At 65.8% G+C, this 17364-nt stretch carries 14 protein-coding genes and 1 pseudogene; 6 read left to right on the forward strand and 9 right to left on the reverse strand.

The genetic code is table 11. From position 1 onward, the window contains the following. Positions 1–305: 305 nt before the first annotated feature. Positions 306–1262, reverse strand: coding sequence for a ribokinase (locus NYR97_RS13390; RefSeq protein WP_316693769.1), 957 nt, complete (start codon positions 1260–1262; stop codon positions 306–308). Positions 1263–1340: 78 nt separating this feature from the next. Further along, positions 1341–2639, reverse strand: coding sequence for a NupC/NupG family nucleoside CNT transporter (locus tag NYR97_RS13395; protein ID WP_316693771.1), 1299 nt, complete (start codon positions 2637–2639; stop codon positions 1341–1343). A 696-nt stretch (positions 2640–3335) separates the two neighbouring features. On the opposite strand from NYR97_RS13395, the gene NYR97_RS13400 reads away from it, so the two are divergent. The 5 genes from NYR97_RS13400 to NYR97_RS13420 all read left to right on the forward strand — a co-directional run bounded on the left by NYR97_RS13400 (position 3336) and on the right by NYR97_RS13420 (position 8836). Continuing rightward, positions 3336–4304: a potassium channel beta subunit family protein gene (locus tag NYR97_RS13400; RefSeq protein WP_316693773.1), complete on the forward strand. Its 969-nt coding sequence runs from the start codon at positions 3336–3338 to the stop codon at positions 4302–4304. Positions 4305–4496: 192 nt separating this feature from the next. Beyond that, positions 4497–4736, forward strand: a complete 240-nt coding sequence (gene hemP, locus NYR97_RS13405) for a hemin uptake protein HemP (protein ID WP_023902748.1) — start codon at positions 4497–4499, stop codon at positions 4734–4736. Between the two features lie 277 nt (positions 4737–5013). Beyond that, positions 5014–7245 carry a TonB-dependent hemoglobin/transferrin/lactoferrin family receptor gene (locus NYR97_RS13410; protein ID WP_316693775.1) on the forward strand — a complete coding sequence of 744 codons (2232 nt, stop codon included), beginning with the start codon at positions 5014–5016 and terminating at the stop codon, positions 7243–7245. A gap of 5 nt (positions 7246–7250) precedes the next feature. Further along, positions 7251–7883, forward strand: a complete 633-nt coding sequence (locus tag NYR97_RS13415) for a Hemin transport protein (protein WP_316693777.1) — start codon at positions 7251–7253, stop codon at positions 7881–7883. A 29-nt stretch (positions 7884–7912) separates the two neighbouring features. Next, on the forward strand, positions 7913–8836 hold the full coding sequence (locus tag NYR97_RS13420; protein WP_316693779.1) for a DUF6607 family protein: 924 nt from the start codon (positions 7913–7915) through the stop codon (positions 8834–8836). A 94-nt stretch (positions 8837–8930) separates the two neighbouring features. Here NYR97_RS13420 and NYR97_RS13425 read toward each other — a convergent pair whose 3' ends face one another. From NYR97_RS13425 to NYR97_RS13455, 7 genes and pseudogenes are all read right to left on the reverse strand, one after another. Further along, the gene (locus NYR97_RS13425) at positions 8931–9284 is read right to left on the reverse strand and encodes a DMT family protein (protein ID WP_064630977.1); all 354 of its coding nucleotides are present in this window, start codon (positions 9282–9284) and stop codon (positions 8931–8933) included. Positions 9285–9461: 177 nt separating this feature from the next. After that, positions 9462–10342: pseudogene (locus tag NYR97_RS13430) on the reverse strand (ABC transporter permease). After that, a complete protein-coding gene (locus NYR97_RS13435) occupies positions 10339–11178 on the reverse strand; it encodes an ABC transporter ATP-binding protein (protein ID WP_316693782.1) in 840 nt (279 codons plus the stop codon). The pseudogene NYR97_RS13430 and the gene NYR97_RS13435 overlap by 4 nt, the downstream one beginning before the upstream one ends. Positions 11179–11181: 3 nt before the next feature. After that, entirely contained in the window at positions 11182–12228 is a 1047-nt protein-coding gene (locus tag NYR97_RS13440) for an ABC transporter substrate-binding protein (RefSeq protein ID WP_316693784.1), read from the reverse strand. Between the two features lie 85 nt (positions 12229–12313). Next, the gene (locus tag NYR97_RS13445) at positions 12314–13231 is read right to left on the reverse strand and encodes a TauD/TfdA dioxygenase family protein (RefSeq protein WP_316693787.1); all 918 of its coding nucleotides are present in this window, start codon (positions 13229–13231) and stop codon (positions 12314–12316) included. A gap of 251 nt (positions 13232–13482) precedes the next feature. Further along, a complete protein-coding gene (locus NYR97_RS13450; protein WP_316693789.1) occupies positions 13483–15966 on the reverse strand; it encodes an ABC transporter permease in 2484 nt (827 codons plus the stop codon). Then, on the reverse strand, positions 15963–16568 hold the full coding sequence (locus NYR97_RS13455; RefSeq protein ID WP_023902758.1) for an ABC transporter ATP-binding protein: 606 nt from the start codon (positions 16566–16568) through the stop codon (positions 15963–15965). The genes NYR97_RS13450 and NYR97_RS13455 overlap by 4 nt, the downstream gene beginning before the upstream one ends. 103 nt (positions 16569–16671) lie before the next feature. Here NYR97_RS13455 and NYR97_RS13460 point away from each other — a divergent pair, with 103 nt between their 5' ends. After that, entirely contained in the window at positions 16672–17340 is a 669-nt protein-coding gene (locus tag NYR97_RS13460) for an arylesterase (protein WP_316698230.1), read from the forward strand. Positions 17341–17364 lie beyond the last annotated feature (24 nt).

Genomic DNA, 17364 nt, shown 5'->3' on the forward strand with positions numbered 1-17364 from the left:
CTTCTCGGCCCGCGGGGAGAGGGGCTTCTCCATTCTTCTCCCCTCGGGAGAAGGTGGCGCGTCAGCGCCGGATGAGGGTACGGGCGCCCGACACTGCATCACGCCTCGCCTCCTTACCCGAACGACTGTCCGAGGAAGAAGACCGAGGTTCCGCTGAGCGCGCGGTTCGCAGCATCCGTCGGCAGACAGGTCTCATCAGGCCGTTCTCTAATCGAAAACAGTCTCTAGCGTGCATGCCAACGCCCTGAACGCAAAAGGCGACCGCATTGCTGCGGTCGCCTTCGTCGTCGCGTGAAGCGTGCGGATCACATGGCCGGTTCGGGCACCATTCGCGGCATCGAGGTAGCAGCGCCTTCCACTTCGGTGGAGCGTGCGGCATAGCGAGTGGCAAAGCGCACGTGGGTGTTGAAGCTGGCGCCGGGCGACTGCGCCAGCGAGGCCACCAGCGCGCCGTTGAAGGCATCGCCGGCGCCGGTGGTGTCCACCGTCTGCGCGCTTTCCGCACCCACGCGGTAATGCGCGGCGGTGTCGCCTCGCAGCTGTTCTTCGGCGTGCGAAATGAACGCGCCCACCGAACCCAAGGTCACCACCACGGTGCCGCCCGGCAGCAACTTGCGGCATAGCGAATGCAGCGTGTTGCCGTCCAGCGCGGCCACATCGTCGGCGTTGATGCGCTCGCCGACATGGCGGCCGAGCAGGGCGGCAAATTCGGTTTCGTTGGGCGTCAGCACATCCGACAGCTTGAGCAGACCGATCGAGGTCGGCGCATTGGCCGGCGCGGCGTTGAGCACGGTCAGTACGCCGCACTCACGCGCCAATGCCAACGCCGATTCGATGGTTTCCGCCGGCGATTCCAGCTGCGCCAGCAACACCCGGGACGAGGCGACCAGCGCGCGCTGGTTGTCGACGAACGCGGCGCTCAGCACCGAGTTGGCGCCGGCACCGATCACGATGGTGTTGCGGCCATGCGCATCGACATAGATACCGCCGGTGCCGGTCGGCTCATTGCTGGGCTCGGCGATCAGCGCAAAGCCATCGTGCGCCGCCAGCGAGCGCGCCAGCGCACCGCCGGCATCGTCCCCCAGCGCGCACAAAAAATGCGTCTTGGCGCCGGCACGTGCGGCCGCGACCGCCTGATTGAATCCCTTGCCCCCCGGGCCGGTGCTGTAGCGACCGGCGATGGTGGCACCCGGCGCGGGCAGGACATCACAGCGCCACACGTGATCGACATTGAAGGACCCGACAACGACGACCGAACTCATAAATACCCTTGACTTGAATGACTGAATGAAACGTGGCGTGCGGCGATTAGACCGGCACGCCGATGAACCCGCGCCACCTCAACCGAAATGCGAGAGCACGCCGGCAATGGTAGCGGTCATGAACGTTGCGATCGAACCGCCGAGCACGGCGCGCAGCCCGAACTTGGCCAGATCGTGACGGCGTTCCGGTGCCAGCCCGCCGATGCCGCCGATCTGGATCGCGATCGAGCTGAAGTTGGCAAAGCCGCACAGTGCATACGTGGCAATCAGCCGGCCTTCGGCGCTCAGGCCCACGCCCGGCACTTCGCCCTTCACGATCCGCGACAGTTCGCTGTAGGCGACGAACTCGTTGATCACCACTTTCTGGCCGATCAGCGAGCCGACCGTGGTCGCGTCCACCCACGGGGTACCGATCACCCAGGCGATCGGCGCCAGCACGTAGCCGAAGATCGTCGACAGGTTGGTCGGATGGCCTAGCGCCTTGGCGGCGCCGGTGACATCGCCCAGCCAGGTCAGCGGTGCGTTGATCAACGCGATCAGCGCGATGAAGGCCAGCAGCATCGCGCCGATATTCAGCGCCAGCCGCAAGCCATCGCTGGCGCCGGCCGCAGCCGCATCGATGACATTGCTGGTGGTCTTTTCCACTTCCATCTTGACCGTGCCGCGGGTCAGCGGGGTGCCGGTTTCCGGCACCAGCAACTTGGCCACCACCAGGGTGGCGGGCGCGGCCATGATGCTGGCGGCGAGCAGATGCTTGGCGTAGAACGCCTGCTGCGCAGGGTCGCTGCCGCCGAGCATGCCGACGTACGCTGCCAGCACGCCACCGGCGATATGCGCCATGCCGCCGATCATCATCGTCAGCAACTCGGACTGGGTCATCTTGGGAATGTACGGGCGCACCGTCAGCGGCGCTTCGGTCTGGCCTATGAATACGCTGGCGCACACGCTGGTGGTTTCCGCCCCCGACACGCGCATCACCTTTGTGATCGCCCAGGCCATCGCGCGGACCACCACCTGCATCACGCCCAGGTGGTAGAGCACGCCCATCAGCGCGGAGAAGAAGATGATGGTGGGCAGCACCTGAAACGCAAAAATGAAGCCGTTGCTGTTGATGTCCATCAGGCTGCCGAAAATGAAGCTGGAGCCCTCATTGACGAAGCTCAGCACCCTCACGAAGCCCTGGCCTAGCCAGTCGAACACGTCGCGCCCGCCCGGCACCAGCAGCACCAGTGCGGCGAACGAAATCTGCAGCGCCAGACCGGTGGCAACCAGCTTCCAGTCGATCGCGCGGCGGTTGTTCGAAAACAGCCAGGTGATGCCGATGAGCACCGCCAGACCGAACAGGCCAAAGCCGATCCTTCCCAAACCTTCGACCATTCCATTCCCCGGCGCAGACGGCAAACCGAGAAGCCTAGAGCAGGGGGTGACGGTGGGCAAGGCGAGCGGTGTTCAGACGCTCCCCGTCAGCCCGCAACCGAGATGCAGCGGGCGCGGGTAGGGTGGAGTTGGCAAGTGGGTGAGCCACGCTTGCGCAAAGTCGGGGATGTGCGGCGTCGACTCGGCGGCCGTATGCCGCCAGCGAAGGCCCGCTCCGAAACTCGATCGGGCAACCAAGCGCTGCTTTTCTATCAGTTGCCGACTGCAGCCGAAGGTGCTTGCGCGCGTACCGGCGTGGGACCTTCTGCGGCATGGATGCCGCAGAAGAGCCTACACGGCCGTACTTGCGGCGTGTCCCACGCCGGTACGCGCGCAAGCGCCCCTCAGTGACCGAGGCTTTCTCAAAAAGCCGTCAGATGTCGCGGGCGGGAGCGGGACACGCCGTGAATCCGTCCCTGAAGGCTCGGTGGCGGCATCCATGCCGCCACACGGTCCCGCCCCCGGACGCGACACCACGCTCCCACTTTTCGCAGCGGCTGATCCACAAGCACTGGCCGCATGCAGGCGGAATATCTGGAGATTCCGCGGTCGATCATGTGACCAACATGCCACGCCCTGTCGCCCCAGCAACCTCACGTCCTACACTGCGCACGCCGATCCGGGGCAGGGCGCCGCGGAGGTTGTTGGAGTCTGCCAATGCATTACCGTCGTCTGGGTTCCACCGGGCTGCAGCTGTCGGCCATGTCGTTCGGGGCCTGGGTCACCTTCGGCAAGCAGATCGGGCGCAGCGAAGCGCGCAACCTGATTGCTGCCGCCTGGGACAACGGCATCAATTTCTTCGACAACGCCGAGGTCTACGCACGCGGCCGCGCCGAAGAAGTGATGGGCGATGTCATCGCCGACCTGCGCCTGCCGCGCGATGGCTATTGCGTCTCGAGCAAGGTGTTCTTCGGCGCGGTGGACAGCCCGCGCCCGACCCAGCGCGGACTCTCGCGCAAGCACATCACCGATGCCTGCCATGCCGCACTCAAGCGCCTGCGCGTGGAGTATCTGGATCTGTACTTCTGCCACCGGCCCGATCCGGACACGCCGATCCAGGAAACCGTGCGCGCCATGGACGCACTGATCCGCCAGGGCAAGGTGCTGTACTGGGGCACCTCCGAATGGAGCGCCGAACAGTTGGGTGCCGCGATCGCCATCGCCGAGCAGGAGCATTTGCACGCCCCGTCGATGGAACAGCCGCAGTACAACCTGCTGCATCGCGACCGGCTGGAGCGCGAGTATGCCCCGCTATGCGAAGCCGGGCTGGGCACCACCATCTGGTCGCCGCTGGCCTCGGGCCTGCTGACCGGTAAGTACAACGCCGGCGTGGACGCCGACACCCGCCTGGGCCAGCCGGGCAATCACTGGTTGCAGGACGAAGTGCTGGGTGCACCGGAGGCCCGCCGCCTGGAACGTGCCCGCGCGTTCTGCGCGCTGGCCGCCGAGTTGGGCCAGTCGCCCGCACGCCTGGCCATCGCCTGGTGCCTGCGCAACCCGCATGTGTCCACGGTGATTCTCGGCGCCAGCCGGGTGGCGCAGCTGGAAGAAAATCTCGGCGCGTTGGAGACGCTGACCAAGGTCGATGCAGCTGACTGGGCGCGGGTGGAAGAGGTCACGCGTTGAGAGGTGGGTTCTTGATCCAGCTGGGCCAGGTCGGCTCCAGCTGAAATGTGAGAGGGCAGGCTTTTCACGACGCACGATGGAGCTGCGCCTACGACCGCTTTGCGTATCGATTGATAAATGCAATCGAATTAAGTGGATTGATCTAAAGATCCAGTCGCTCAAATGAGAATGGCTCTTGATCATTAAATGAGAATGGTTATTATTTGTCTGGCCAACCGACTGGAGATCCAGATCATGACCGCTCACCCCGTGCTGCTTCGCTCCGAACCGGTCAACCTGCGCGACCGCGCCGTCCCGCGTGCTGTCCCCGCAGAAGACGTCATCAGCAGCGAGGCGCTGCTCAAGGGCCGTCGCGAAGTGCTGATTCAGCATGGCGATCGCGTCTATCGCCTGCGCCATACCAGCAACGACAAGCTCATCCTGACCAAGTAACACCGCCGATAACCCGCTGCGCACCGCCAAGCGGGCGCGGTCGGTGTCGAGGTCGGCAGGTGCCCAGCATCAGCCGCACTCGTTCGCCACTCGCAGCCCTGATTGCCGCGCACGATGTTCTAAGTTGCTCCCCCGCCGATGCCCGCTAACGCAGGTATTGGAACTGTCTGCCGCGGGCGTTGCCGCCGCCGCCCGCCACTTCATTCTCTACCCTCGGCTGCCGCTCGCGGCGTCTGCCATAGCGCGCGCTGTCGGGGGTTCTTCTCGAAGGTTTCCGATGATCCGCCTGCATCCGCTGGTGGTCGCGCTGTCGCTGGCGCTGCCTGCTGTTCCGTTGTGTGCCCATGCTGCCGAACTCGACGGCAGCGGGGATACCGCGCGTGAGGTGCACGACTTCAACCGGCTGCAGGTCACTGCCACGCGTACCCAGCGCGCGCTGGTCGATGTGCCGAGCACGGTGGATGTGATCGACCGCGAACAACTCGACAACCAACTGGTGCGCGAGCTCAAGGATCTGTTCCGTTACACGCCCGGCGTGTCGGTGACCAGCACCAGCGGCCGCTTCACCGGCGCCAACGGCATCCGCATCCGCGGGCTGGACGGCAACCGTGTGGCGATCCTGGTCGACAACGTCCCGGTGTCGGACACCTTCAGCTTCGGCAGCTACCTCAACGCCAACCGCAACTTCGTCGATCTGGAAACGCTCAAACGCGTCGAAGTGGTGCGCGGGCCGGCCAGTTCCCTGTACGGCTCCGACGCGCTGGGTGGCGTGGTGGCCTTCGTTACCAAGGATCCATCCGATTATCTCAGCGCCGACAAGCACAGCTACGTCGGCCTGAAGTTCGGCTACGAAGGCGACTGGAACGGCCTGTTCGCCGGTGCCACCGGCGCATTCGGCGGCGAACGCTGGAGCGGCATGGTGGCGGTGAGTCATCGCCAGGGTCAGGAAGCGCAGAACCAGGGCGACAACCGTAGCCGCGATTTCACCCGCACCGCAGCCAATCCGCAGCGCATCGACGGCCGCAGCGTGCTCGCCAAACTCGTCTACGCGCCTAGCGCGCAGCAGCGCTTCAAGCTCACCGTGGAAGGCAACGAAGACTACGGCAGCATCGATGCCCTGACCGGTATCGACCCGCGCAACGCGATGGCCTCGCTGCGCATTCTGTCGCAGGAAGGGCGCGATCATCAGACCCGTGCGCGCGTCTCGCTGCGGCACGAGCTGGATGCACTGGATCGGGCGCTCGCCGACGATCTGCAGTGGCAGTTGTATCGCCAGGATAGCGAGAGCCTGCAGCGTACCGATGAGTTGCGCGGCAACAACACGCGCCGCCACAACGAACACAATTTCGATCAGCGCGTGTACGGGCTGCTGATCAACGCGCACAAGTCCATCGACACCGGCACGCTCAGCCACGACATCACTTACGGTCTGGATGGCACCTGGACCGACACCCGCGCCAAGCGCGACGGGTATTCGGTGAATCTGGCCAATGGCGTGGTGACCAACCGGGTCGGTCAGGACGTGTTCCCGGTGCGCGATTTCCCCAACAGCGAAACTACCAAGCTCGGGTTATACGCGCAGGACGAGATCCGCCTGTTCGACGGCAAGCTGTCGCTGACACCCGGCGTGCGCGTGGATTATTTCCGCCTCTCACCGCAGGTGGACGATATCTTCCGCGAAGACAATCCCGGCGTTGCCGCTGCGACCATCGACGAAACCCAGGTCTCGCCCAAGTTCGGTGCGGTGTGGCGTTTCTCGGATGCGTGGTCGGCGTATGCCAACTACGCGCACGGCTTCCGCGCCCCGCCGTACAACGACGTCAATATCGGCTTCACCAATCTGCAGGCGCGCTACACCGCCATCGCCAATCCGGACCTGAAATCGGAGACCAGCCGTGGTGGCGAATTGGGTCTGCGCTTCAACGACGCGATCGGGTATCTGGGCGTCGCCGTGTACTACACCGACTACCGCAACTTCATCGAATCGTATGCGCCGGCCGGCTTCAACGCCGATGGGCTGATGCTGTTCCAGTCGCGCAACGTGGACGATGTGGTGATCAAGGGCGCCGAAGCACGTGCCGGTGTCGATCTGGGCGCGCTGGCGGGTTGGCAGGGCTGGTCGCTCAACAGCGCCGTCGCCTATTCGGAAGGCGACAATCTCACCGATGACACGCCGCTCAATTCGGTCGACCCGCTGCGTGGCACCTTCGGGGTGGCCTTCGACAGCGACAGCTGGGGCGCAGAGTTGATCGGCACCTTGGTTGCACGCAAACGCCGCCCGCAGCTGGACAGCTATTACACGCCGGCCGGCTACGCCACGCTGGATCTGATGGGGCATTGGGAATTTGCACCCGGCGCCAAGGTCACCGCCGGCATCTTCAATCTGGCCGACCGCCGCTATGTGGACTGGAACGCGCTGCCCAACGGCACGCTGGCCAGCAGCACGGTGCTCGACCGCTTCACCGGCGCCGGGCGCACCGCCTCGGTCAGCCTGGCCGTGAGCTGGTAGCGGCCATGACCAGCGCCCGCCCACTGCCGCAGTTGTCGCATGCACGTGCCACCCGCGCCGCGCTGCCGCGTCCGCAGCAGCTGGCGGCCCTGGGCACGGTGCTATGTCTGTATCGGCCCGCGCTGGGCAACGAGCTGGATGGCTGGCAGCACGCGGTGGATGCGGCGGCATGCCGGCAGGTCGACAGCGACGGCGTGCGCGAAAGCATCTGGTTCTTCGATGCCGAGGGACACTGCTGCTGGCGGATCTGCCTTTTGCCGGACAGCGATTTTTTGATCTGGGATCGCCTGGTCTCGCGCCTGCCGCCGCTGCCGATGGACACCCATGAGCTGGGCGTCGGCGAGCGGCTGTGGCGTCGTCTGGCCGGCCGTATGCGCGGTGAGGCGTGGCGATTGAGCGCGCTGCGTCTGCAGACCGCCGCCACTCGCGAACAACCGTTTGTCGCCAGCCTGGCGACAGTCTCGGCACTGGGTGCGGAAGTGGCCGCACGCCTGGCGCGCGAGGAGGGCATCGACGGACGCGTGGCGGTGGATGATTGCTGCTGCGCACGCGCTGCGGCCTTGCGCGCTGACTCCACCTCATCAAGCAATACTGATCCATCCGACATGACGACGTCGCTGGTGCGCTTGCGCCGCTGACGTTCCTGAGACCACCAACGAGAGTTCCGATGAGCCCACTGTTTCCCCGCTGTATCGCACTGACGCTGAGCCTGTTGCCGTTGATTGCCGCCGCCGACGCCCAGCGCGATCGCCAGAGCATCCTGGCGATGCAGGGCGAATACGCCGTGGACTTCGCCTTCGACGAGACCGTGCTGCTCAAGCCCGGTTACGAACGTGCCTCGGCCATGCGCAGCGGCGCCAGCGAAGTGGTGATCGTGGTGGAGGATTCACCGCGCAAGCTGGTGCTGCAGCATCTGCTGGTGGACGAAAAGAGCAAGCATGTGACCAAGCACTGGCGCCAGGACTGGATCTACGAAGCGCCGCAACGTTTCGAATTCACCGCCGAGCAGACCTGGACGGTGCATGCGCTGCCGCCGGCAGTCACCACCGGCGCCTGGACGCAGTGCGTGTATGAAGTCAGCGACGCGCCGCGCTATTGCGGCACCGGCCGCTGGGACTACGCCGACGGCCATCCCACCTGGACCAGCGATCTGAGCTGGCGCCCGTTGCCGCGCCGCGAATACACCAAGCGCAGCGACTACAACGCGCTGTCGGTGATCAATCGCCACACGCTCACGCCCAACGGCTGGACCCACGAACAGTTCAACACCAAGGTGCTGCGCAAGCCCGATGGCAGCCAGGAGGCGATCGCGCGCGAGTTCGGCTTCAACGATTATCGCAAGACCACCGAGGTCGATTTCGCCCCGGCCTATGCGTACTGGAAGGGCACCCAGGGCTACTGGGCCAAGGTGCGCACGCGTTGGGCCAAGTTCCTCGACACGCCGCCCGGTCTGCATCTGAAGACCAAGCCGGACGGCATGGCGATGATCGTGCCGATGTTCCAGCAGGCCGAGACCGTGCAGAAGGGCAAGCGGGTCAAGGACGCGCAACTCGATGCGGTGTTCGCGCAATGGGTCGAACCGGCGAACTAGCCACCCGGATGTCGTAGGAGCGCGCTGGCGCGCGATTGAGGCTTCATCGGTAACGCCTCATCGCGCGCCAGCGCGCTCCTACGGAGCATTAGCCTTATTCCTTGAACATCAAGAATGCCGCGACCAGGATCAGGCCGAACGCGGCCCAGTGATTCCACTTCAACGACTGGCCCAGGTAGAACGTCGAGAAGCCGGCGAACACCAGCAGTGTGATCACTTCCTGCATGCCCTTGAGCTGCGGCGCCGAGTACACCGCGCTGCCCAGGCGGTTACCCGGCACCTGCAGGCAGTACTCGAAGAACGCGATGCCCCAGCTGACCAGGATCGCGATCATCAGCGGCGTGCTCTTGTACTTCAGGTGCCCGTACCAGGCGAAGGTCATGAACACATTGCTGGCGAGCAACAACAGCACCGGATACAGATAGGCAGTGAAGGGGGCAGTAGGCATGACGGCAGACGGCAGGTAAGGGGCCGGCAGCATAAGCCAGCCCCGTTAAGCGCACGCGACCGTGCCGATGAGCCCGGCACGTGGGTTCAGGCCATTGGTGGTCAGCACGAAACCCCTGCCTGCAGCACGGCCCGGCAAAACGCCTGGCCACGCCTAGCCGCGCCCACGGTCACCCCGCTAGCGCTGCATCCCCCAGCGGCGCACGGTCAGTCGCTCGATCGCCTGAAACACTACCCCTTCCACCAGCAAACCCAGCACGATCACCATTGCCAGGCCGGCGAACACGCGGTCGGTATACAGCTCGTTGCGGTTCTGGAAGATGTACCAGCCCAGACCGCCCTGGCCGGAGGTGGCGCCGAACACCAGCTCGGCGGCGATCAAGGTGCGCCAGGCGAACGCCCAGCCGATCTTCAGCCCGGACAGGATCGCCGGCAGCGCGGCGGGGATCAGCAGCTGCGCCACGTAGCGTGGCCCACGCAGCCCGTAATTGCGCCCGGCCATGCGCAGGGTTTCCGGTACTGCCTGGAAGCCGGCATAGGTGGTCAGCGCGAGCGGCCACAGCACCGAATGCACCAGCACGAACACCAGGCTGCCGGTGCCCAGGCCGAACCACAGCAGGGCCAGCGGCAGCAGCGCGATGGCCGGCAGGGGGTTGAACATGGCGGTCAAGGTGCCGAGCACATCGCGGCCCCAGCGCGTGGAGGCGGCCAGCGCGGTCAGCACGAAGGCCAGCACCACGCCGAGCGCGTAACCCTGCGCCAGCACGCGCAGCGAGGCGCCCACACGGCGCAGCAATTCGCCCGACAGCAGTCCATCGTAAAACGCGCGTGCTGTCTGCAGGGCGCTGGGCAGCATCAGATCATCGCCAACCACGCGCGCGGCGATCTCCCGGTGACCAGCACCACCAGCACCAGCGCATTGCGCAGCCACGGCGGCGCCTGCCAGCGCGCCGCTGCGGCGGTGGCGATCAATGCGGGGTCCAGCGGTTGTAGTGCACGTTCGTACTCGGGCCGCACCGGCGGGATCGGCGGCAGCGCGGTGGCGTCGCTATGGCTCATGGCAGCGCCTCGCGTTGACGCACGGCCGGGCGGCGCAGCGGTGCCACCTTGTCGTCGTCCAGCGTGTCGTCGGGCAGGTCGAACAGCAGCCGATGAATACGCTGCGCGGTCTGCTGAAACGCCACGCTGCCGGCACTCTGCGGGCCAAATGCATGCGCGTTGAGTTCGGCGCGCACCTGGCCCGGATGCGGCGACAACAGCAGCACGCGATTGCCGACCACAAGGGCTTCTTCGATCGAGTGGGTGACGAACAGCAAGGTGAAGCGCGATTGCTCCCACAGCTCCAGCACCTGCTCCTGCATGCGCGAACGCGTCAATGCATCGAGTGCGGCGAAGGGCTCGTCCATCAGCAACACGCGCGGGCGCATCGCCAATGCGCGCGCGATCGCTACGCGTTGCTTCATGCCGCCCGACAAGGTGTGCGGATAGGCATCGGCAAAGGCGCTCAGACCGACCTGCGCCAGACTGCCGTCAGCACGTTCGCGCGCTTCGGCACGCGAGAGCTTGCGTGCCGCGCGCAGGCCGAACACCACGTTCTCGCGTACGGTCTTCCATGGCGCCAGTTGATCGAATTCCTGGAACACCACCACCCGGTCCGGCCCCGGCCCGGTGACCGCATTGCCATCCAGACGGATCTGCCCCTCGCGCGGGGTGACGAAGCCGGCCACCGCCTTGAGCAAGGTGGATTTGCCGCAACCCGAGGGGCCCAGCAGCACGAAGCGATCGGCTTCATGCACATCGAAACGCACGCGGTGGGTGGCACGCACCACGCGCTGCGCGGAGGCGTATTCCAGGCTGACGTGGTCGACCTGCAGCAATGGCATCGGCGTGGGCATCGCTCAGCTCCCGCCCGCAATCAGCGGGTCGTCGAAGAAGTAGTCGCTCAGCTTGCTCGGCGTCTGCTTGATCGCGCCGCTGTGCTGCATGAACTTGCCCAGCCCCAGGGTGTTCTGCGGCACCACGGTGAATTGCACTTTCGGGTCCTTGAGGATCTGCAACACCAGCGCGCGGTCGATGCTCGAGCCATTGCGGCGCAGAAAGATATCCGCCGCCTGTTCCGGATGCGCAGTGACGAAACGTGCCGCCTGATCCAGCGCGGCGACGAAGGCGCGATAGGTCTTGGGATTGTCGCGGCGGAATTTTTCGGTGGCATACAGCACCGTCGCCGACGAGGGGCCGCCTTCGATCTCGTAGGAGCTGGTCACGATATGCGCGGCCGGGTTACGCGCCAGTTCCTGCTCCTGGAACGGCGGGCTGGCGAAGTGCGCGGTGATCTCGGTGCGACCACGGATGATCGCGGCGGCCGCATCCGGATGTGGCAATGCGACCTGCAGCGCATCCAGCTGATGCGTGCCCTTGTCGCCCCAACGTTGCTGCGAAGCGTGCTGTAGAAAACGCGACTGCACCGACACGCCGGTGGCCGGCACCGCAATCCGGTCCTGCGGGGTGAAATCGCCAATGGACTTGATGCGCGGATTGTTGCTGATCAGGTAATACGGAAAGTTGCCCAGCGATGCCACGCCGCGCACGTTCTGGCGGCCATGCGTGCGGTCCCAGATGGTGAACAACGGCCCGACGCCGGCACCAGCGATATCGATCGAACCGGTCAGCAAGGCATCGTTGACCGCCGCGCCACCGGACAACTGCAGGAACTGCACGTCGATGTCCACGCCAGCCGCCTTGCCCTGCTGTTCGATCAGCTTTTGATCCTGCGCCACGTCCAGCAGCAGATAGACGATGCCGAACTGTTTGGCGACGCGCAGTTTTCCTTCGGCCTGCGCGTGTGCGCTGAACAACAACGGCAACGCAGCCAGGAGCAGCAATGCAATACGCCGGGACAACAGTCGGCGCTGCGAAGGTGCGTGAGAGGTGACGGTCAAACGCATGCGGCGCTCCAGTCGAAAGGGGGAGGGAAGGGCGCATCTCAAAGCGCGTTACGAGCCATGAGACCCACGCGGCGGCGCACGATTTTTAGAACGGCGCATCGCCTTCGATGGTGGTGCGGTTGAGTCGGCGACGCAGGTGGTCCGGCGTGCCGGCGGCCAGATGCATCACCGAGCGGTTGTCCCAGAACACCATGTCGTGCGGCTGCCAACGATGCCGATACACCAATGCCTCGCGGGTGCTGTGTTCGAACAGAGCCTGCAGCAGCGCATCACTTTCGTCGTCGGGCAAGCCGACAATGCGAGTGGTGAAATGTTCGCTGACAAACAGCGCTTTCTGGCCTGTCTCCGGATGCGTGCGCACGATCGGATGCTGCACCGGTGTCACTTCGGCGATCTGTTCGGCCGTCAGCGCCGGACGCCACGGATTGCGCGCACGCAGCTCTTCGTACTTGGCCAGATAGCTGTGCTCGGCGCGCAGGTCCTGCACGGTGCGTTTGAGCGCATCGGGCAAGGTTTGCCAGGCCAGATGCTGATTGGCGAACAAGGTGTCGCCGCCCTCGCTGGGCAGCTCTTGCGCGTGCAGCAGTGAGCCCAGACTGGGCGTTTCCTTGTACGACAGGTCCGAGTGCCAGTAATGCCCGGCATCGCCCAGACCGATCGGTTCGCCGTTTTCCTTGATGTTGGACACCACCAGCACTTCCGGATGCCCTCGCAACTGGAAATTGCGCAGCACATGGATCTGCAGCGGGCCGAAGCGCCGGCTGAAATCGACCTGCTGCGCGGGGCTGATGCGTTGGTCGCGGAACACCAGCACATGGTGCTCCAGATGCGCTTGATGGATGCGCGCAAAGGTGTCCGCATCAAGCGGCTGCGACAGATCCAGGCCGATCACTTCGGCGCCCAGCGGGGCATCGAACGGCAGGATCTGCACGCCGGAAGCTTGCACTGTGGAAACCGCATCGCGCGGGGTCTGCGCACGCGCGGCGGAAGTGACGCTGGCCATGACGGTGGCACCTCGACGGCAACGAAAGGCCGCCTGGGCCGGCGACCGGACAGACCACTCTAGGCAGTCGTGCCGCCGCTGCGAACGTACGATTGGCAACGTGCTTATGCGCTGCAGGTATATGCGACCCGGCATGACGGGCGACGCAACTTGGCGCCACCCGATTCGAGCTCAACTGTCTTTACGTCGATGAGTGGGTATCGACGCAGCGAGCGCCGCCTGGGGCAGCGCAGTCGCTTTGTGGTGCATTCTTACTCCGCCCGCAACGCCAACGCCGGCGGCGTCGAAAGAATGCGCCGGGTGCCCGACCAACCGGCCAACAGACTCAGCGCCAGCCCGAAGGCGCCGCCGATCAGCAGACGCGGCCAATCCGGCGTCAACGCAATTTCGAACGCCTGGCGCCCGACCACCGCACCGATCACCGCCGCTGCGGTCACCGCCAGCGTCGCCGCCAGCAGGCCGAGCGCGCCGAACTCCACCAGCACCGCGCCACGCAACTGGCCGCGACGCGCGCCCAGCGTGCGCAGCACCGCGCTGTCATAGCGACGCTCGCCTGCGGTGGCCTGCAAGGCCCCCAGCAGCACCAGCACGCCTGCCAGCAGGCTGAAGCCCATGACCAGTTGCACCGCCTGCGCCACCTGGTCGATGACCTCGCGCACGCGGCCGAGGATGGCGTCGATATCCAGCACCGAAATGTTGGGGTAGTCGCGGCTCAGCGACGCCAGCTTGGGCGCGTTGCCGGGCGGCAGATGGAAGCTGGAAATCAGGTTGTACGGCGCATCGCCGACGGAACCTTGATTGAGCAGCAAAAAGAAATTGACCCGGAACGAATCCCAGTCGGCCTTGCGGATGCTGGTGACGGTGAAACTGCGCTGCTGTTCGCCCAGCAACAAGGTGATGCGGTCGCCGAGTTTGAGTTGATACCGCTGCGCCCAGCCTTCCTCCACCGAGGCCTCTGGTGCCGTGCTGTCGGCTGCCCAGAATTTGCCTTCCAGCAACGTATTTGCGGGGGGGAATGCATGCCGCCAGGAGAAATTGACCGGGCGGTTGTCGCCGTCGCCATCGTCGGCCGGATCACGGTCGCCGCGTGCCGGCGGCTTGTCGTTGATCGCCACCAGGCGCCCGGTCGAAAACGGCTCCACGGCCGCATCGTTCACGCCCAGTCCGCGCAGCGTCTGCAGCACCGGCGCGGTCTGCTCGGGCTGGATGTTCATCAGGAAATAGTTGGGCGTATCCACCGGCAGGCGATCGCGCCATTGCCCGAGCAGGCCGGGGCCGACCACGGCCAGCAGCAACAGCGCGCACAGCGACAGCGACAGCCCGACCAGTTGCACCACGCTCAGCCCGCGCCGCCGCGTCAGCGAGGCCAGACCGAGCTTCCAGGAGCCACGCAGGCGATGCTGGATCGGCCGCAACAACGTGAGCAGCCCCAGCCCCAGGGCCATCGCCACCAGCGCCAACGCAGCCAGCCCGCCGAGCACCCAGCCAGCGAGCACCAGATTGCCGGTGGCATAGACAGTCAGCGCCAGCGTGGCCGCCAACGCAGCGGCGTAGACCAGCAACGAGCTCGGCGGTACTGCGGCGAAGCTGCGGTTGAGCACGCGCATCGGCGGCACGTTGCGCAGCCGCAGCAGCGGCGGCAGGCCGAAGCCCAGCAACAGCACCAACCCGATACCTGCACCAGCCAGGGCAGGGGTCGCCTGCGGTAACGGCAGCCGGTTCGGAATCAGGCTGCCGAGCGCCTGCACCAGGCCTTCCTGCGCCAGCATGCCCAGCCCGATCCCGACCAGGCAGGCCGGAATCGCGGTGAGCAGCAATTGCAGCGACAGCATCGCCAGGATGTCGCGCTGGCGTGCGCCCAGGCAGCGCAACACGGCGACGGTGTCGATGCGGCGCATCGCAAACCGGTTGGCCGCCAATGCGGTGGCCACGCCCGACAACAGCACCGCCAGCAGCGCCGACAAGGCCAGGAAGCGGCCGGCGCGATCGAAGGCCGCGCGCATGCCGCGCTGGGTGTCTTCGATGCCGACAAGACGGTATTCGCTGGCGCGTGGCTTCAACCAGGCGCGCAAGTCGGCGATGGCTTCTGGCGCACCGGCAAACATCAGCCGGTACGAGGCGCGGCTGCCTGGGCCGAGCAGGCCGGCACCGTCGATATCGGCGCGATTGACCAACAACGGCGGCGACAGCTGCATCAGCTCGCCGGAGGCATCCGGTTCGGCACGCAGCACGCCGGTGATGGTGAGATGGCCGGCGCCGAATTCCAGCTGCTCGCCCACCCGCAGGCCCAGCGCCTCCAGCAGACGCGGGTCGGCATAGGCCTGACCCGGCGGCGGTGCGCTGGCGATGTTGCCTTCTGTGCCAGCGCTGTCCTTGGAGACCAGCAACTGACCCCGCAGCGGGTAGCCTGCGCCGACGCCGCGGATGTTGGCCATCTGGCTGGACTCGCCATGGAACAACACGCTAGGGAAGCTGACCATGCGCGTGCTCTGCAGCCCGCGTCGCTGCGCTTCAGCAGCGAAGTCGGATGGAATCTCCTGGCGGCCGGTCACGCCCAGATCGCCGCCGAGCACTTCGGCCGCGCTGGAGGTCAGCGCCAACGTCACCCGGTCGACCAGCGTGCCGACCGCCGTCATCACCGCCACGCCCAGCACCAGCGCGGCGAACACGGTCAGCAGATCGCCGGCTAGGAACTCGCGCCGCACCGCGCGCGCGGCCTGTCGCAGCACGTTCATGCGGCCGGACCGGTCTGAGCGTGCAGGCGGCCGCTGTCGATGCGGTAGATGTGGTGGCAGCGCTGCGCCAGCGTCATGTCGTGGGTGACCAGCACCAGGGTGGTGTCGCTGGTGGCATTGAGCGCGAACAGCAGGTCGCTGATCTGCGCGCCGGTGGTCTGATCGAGGCTGCCGGTGGGCTCATCGGCGAACAGGATGCGTGGCCTGGCCACGAATGCGCGTGCCAGCGCCACGCGTTGCTGCTCGCCGCCGGATAGCTGGCGCGGGTAGTGGCGCGCACGTGCGCTCAGGCCCACCGCCTCCAACACCTCGCGCACCCGCGCTGGATCTTCGCGCCCGGCCAGTTCCAGCGGCAGTGCGATGTTTTCTTCGGCGGTCAGTGCCGGCAGCAGATGGAAGCTCTGGAACACGAAGCCGACTTCGCGCGCGCGCAAGGCGGCACGGGCCTCTTCGTCGAGCTGGCCCAGGTCCTGGCCGGAGAGCGCGATGCTGCCGCGGCTGGGCAGGTCCAGCCCGGCAAGCAGGCCGAGCAGGGTGGTCTTGCCCGAGCCCGACGCGCCGACAATGGCGATACTGTCGCCTTCACTGACCGTCAAGCTCACGTTATCGAGGATGTGGAGTGTTCCCTCCGGTCCACTGACGGACTTGCCGACCTCGCGGACGTCGATGGCGGTGCGGGTGCTGGGGCGGGGGGCCAGACTGTCGATGAGGAATCTCCGAATGCGTGAAAGAACACTGCGATATGGCGCGCTGGTCCTGTGGCTGCTGACACTGTCCCTGCTTGCGCCGGGAATTGCCTCTGCCAAAAGTCCGGTGGCAACCGCACCGATCCTGGTCGTGGGCGACAGCTTGAGCGCTGCGCACAACATCCCAGTGCAGTCCGGCTGGGTCACTCTGCTGGACCAACGCCTGAAGCGTGACATGGCGACGCCACCGACGGTCGTCAATGCCAGCATCAGTGGCGAGACCACCTCCGGCGCATTGACGCGACTGCCCGGCCTGCTGGAAAAGCATCACCCCGGCGTCGTTGTGATCGAACTTGGCGGCAATGATGCGTTGCGTGGCCTGACCCCGGCCCAGCTCAAGGGCAATCTGGAAAAGATGATCCAGCTCAGCCAGCAGGCCGGCGCAAAGGTGCTGCTGCTCGGTATCGATGTGCCGCCGAACTACGGCCCTGCCTACCGCGAACGCCTGAAGGCGACCTATGCCGACCTGTCCAGACAGTACAAGACCGCGCTGGTGCCGTTCTTCCTGGAAAAGGTCGCGTTACAGCCGGGGCTGATGCAGGCTGACGGCTTGCATCCGACCGCCGCAGCTCAGCCGAAGGTGCTGGAAACGGTCTGGCCGGCGCTGCGTCCACTGCTCGGCCGCTAGGCGTCGCCTGTCACAGAACGTCGC

The sequence above is a fragment of the Xanthomonas hydrangeae genome (assembly GCF_032697525.1).
GTDB lineage: Bacteria > Pseudomonadota > Gammaproteobacteria > Xanthomonadales > Xanthomonadaceae > Xanthomonas > Xanthomonas hydrangeae.

Excerpts from the sequence above, each read along its gene's own strand:
- NYR97_RS13390 (WP_316693769.1), bottom strand. The coding sequence starts at position 1,262 with ATGAGTTCGGTCGTCGTTGTCGGGTCCTTCAATGTCGATCACGTGTGG.
- NYR97_RS13395 (WP_316693771.1), bottom strand. The coding sequence starts at position 2,639 with ATGGTCGAAGGTTTGGGAAGGATCGGCTTTGGCCTGTTCGGTCTGGCG.
- NYR97_RS13400 (WP_316693773.1), top strand. The coding sequence starts at position 3,336 with ATGCATTACCGTCGTCTGGGTTCCACCGGGCTGCAGCTGTCGGCCATG.
- hemP (WP_023902748.1), top strand. The coding sequence starts at position 4,497 with ATGGTTATTATTTGTCTGGCCAACCGACTGGAGATCCAGATCATGACC.
- NYR97_RS13410 (WP_316693775.1), top strand. The coding sequence starts at position 5,014 with ATGATCCGCCTGCATCCGCTGGTGGTCGCGCTGTCGCTGGCGCTGCCT.
- NYR97_RS13415 (WP_316693777.1), top strand. The coding sequence starts at position 7,251 with ATGACCAGCGCCCGCCCACTGCCGCAGTTGTCGCATGCACGTGCCACC.
- NYR97_RS13420 (WP_316693779.1), top strand. The coding sequence starts at position 7,913 with ATGAGCCCACTGTTTCCCCGCTGTATCGCACTGACGCTGAGCCTGTTG.
- NYR97_RS13425 (WP_064630977.1), bottom strand. The coding sequence starts at position 9,284 with ATGCCTACTGCCCCCTTCACTGCCTATCTGTATCCGGTGCTGTTGTTG.
- NYR97_RS13435 (WP_316693782.1), bottom strand. The coding sequence starts at position 11,178 with ATGCCCACGCCGATGCCATTGCTGCAGGTCGACCACGTCAGCCTGGAA.
- NYR97_RS13440 (WP_316693784.1), bottom strand. The coding sequence starts at position 12,228 with ATGCGTTTGACCGTCACCTCTCACGCACCTTCGCAGCGCCGACTGTTG.
- NYR97_RS13445 (WP_316693787.1), bottom strand. The coding sequence starts at position 13,231 with ATGGCCAGCGTCACTTCCGCCGCGCGTGCGCAGACCCCGCGCGATGCG.
- NYR97_RS13450 (WP_316693789.1), bottom strand. The coding sequence starts at position 15,966 with ATGAACGTGCTGCGACAGGCCGCGCGCGCGGTGCGGCGCGAGTTCCTA.
- NYR97_RS13460 (WP_316698230.1), top strand. The coding sequence starts at position 16,672 with ATGAGGAATCTCCGAATGCGTGAAAGAACACTGCGATATGGCGCGCTG.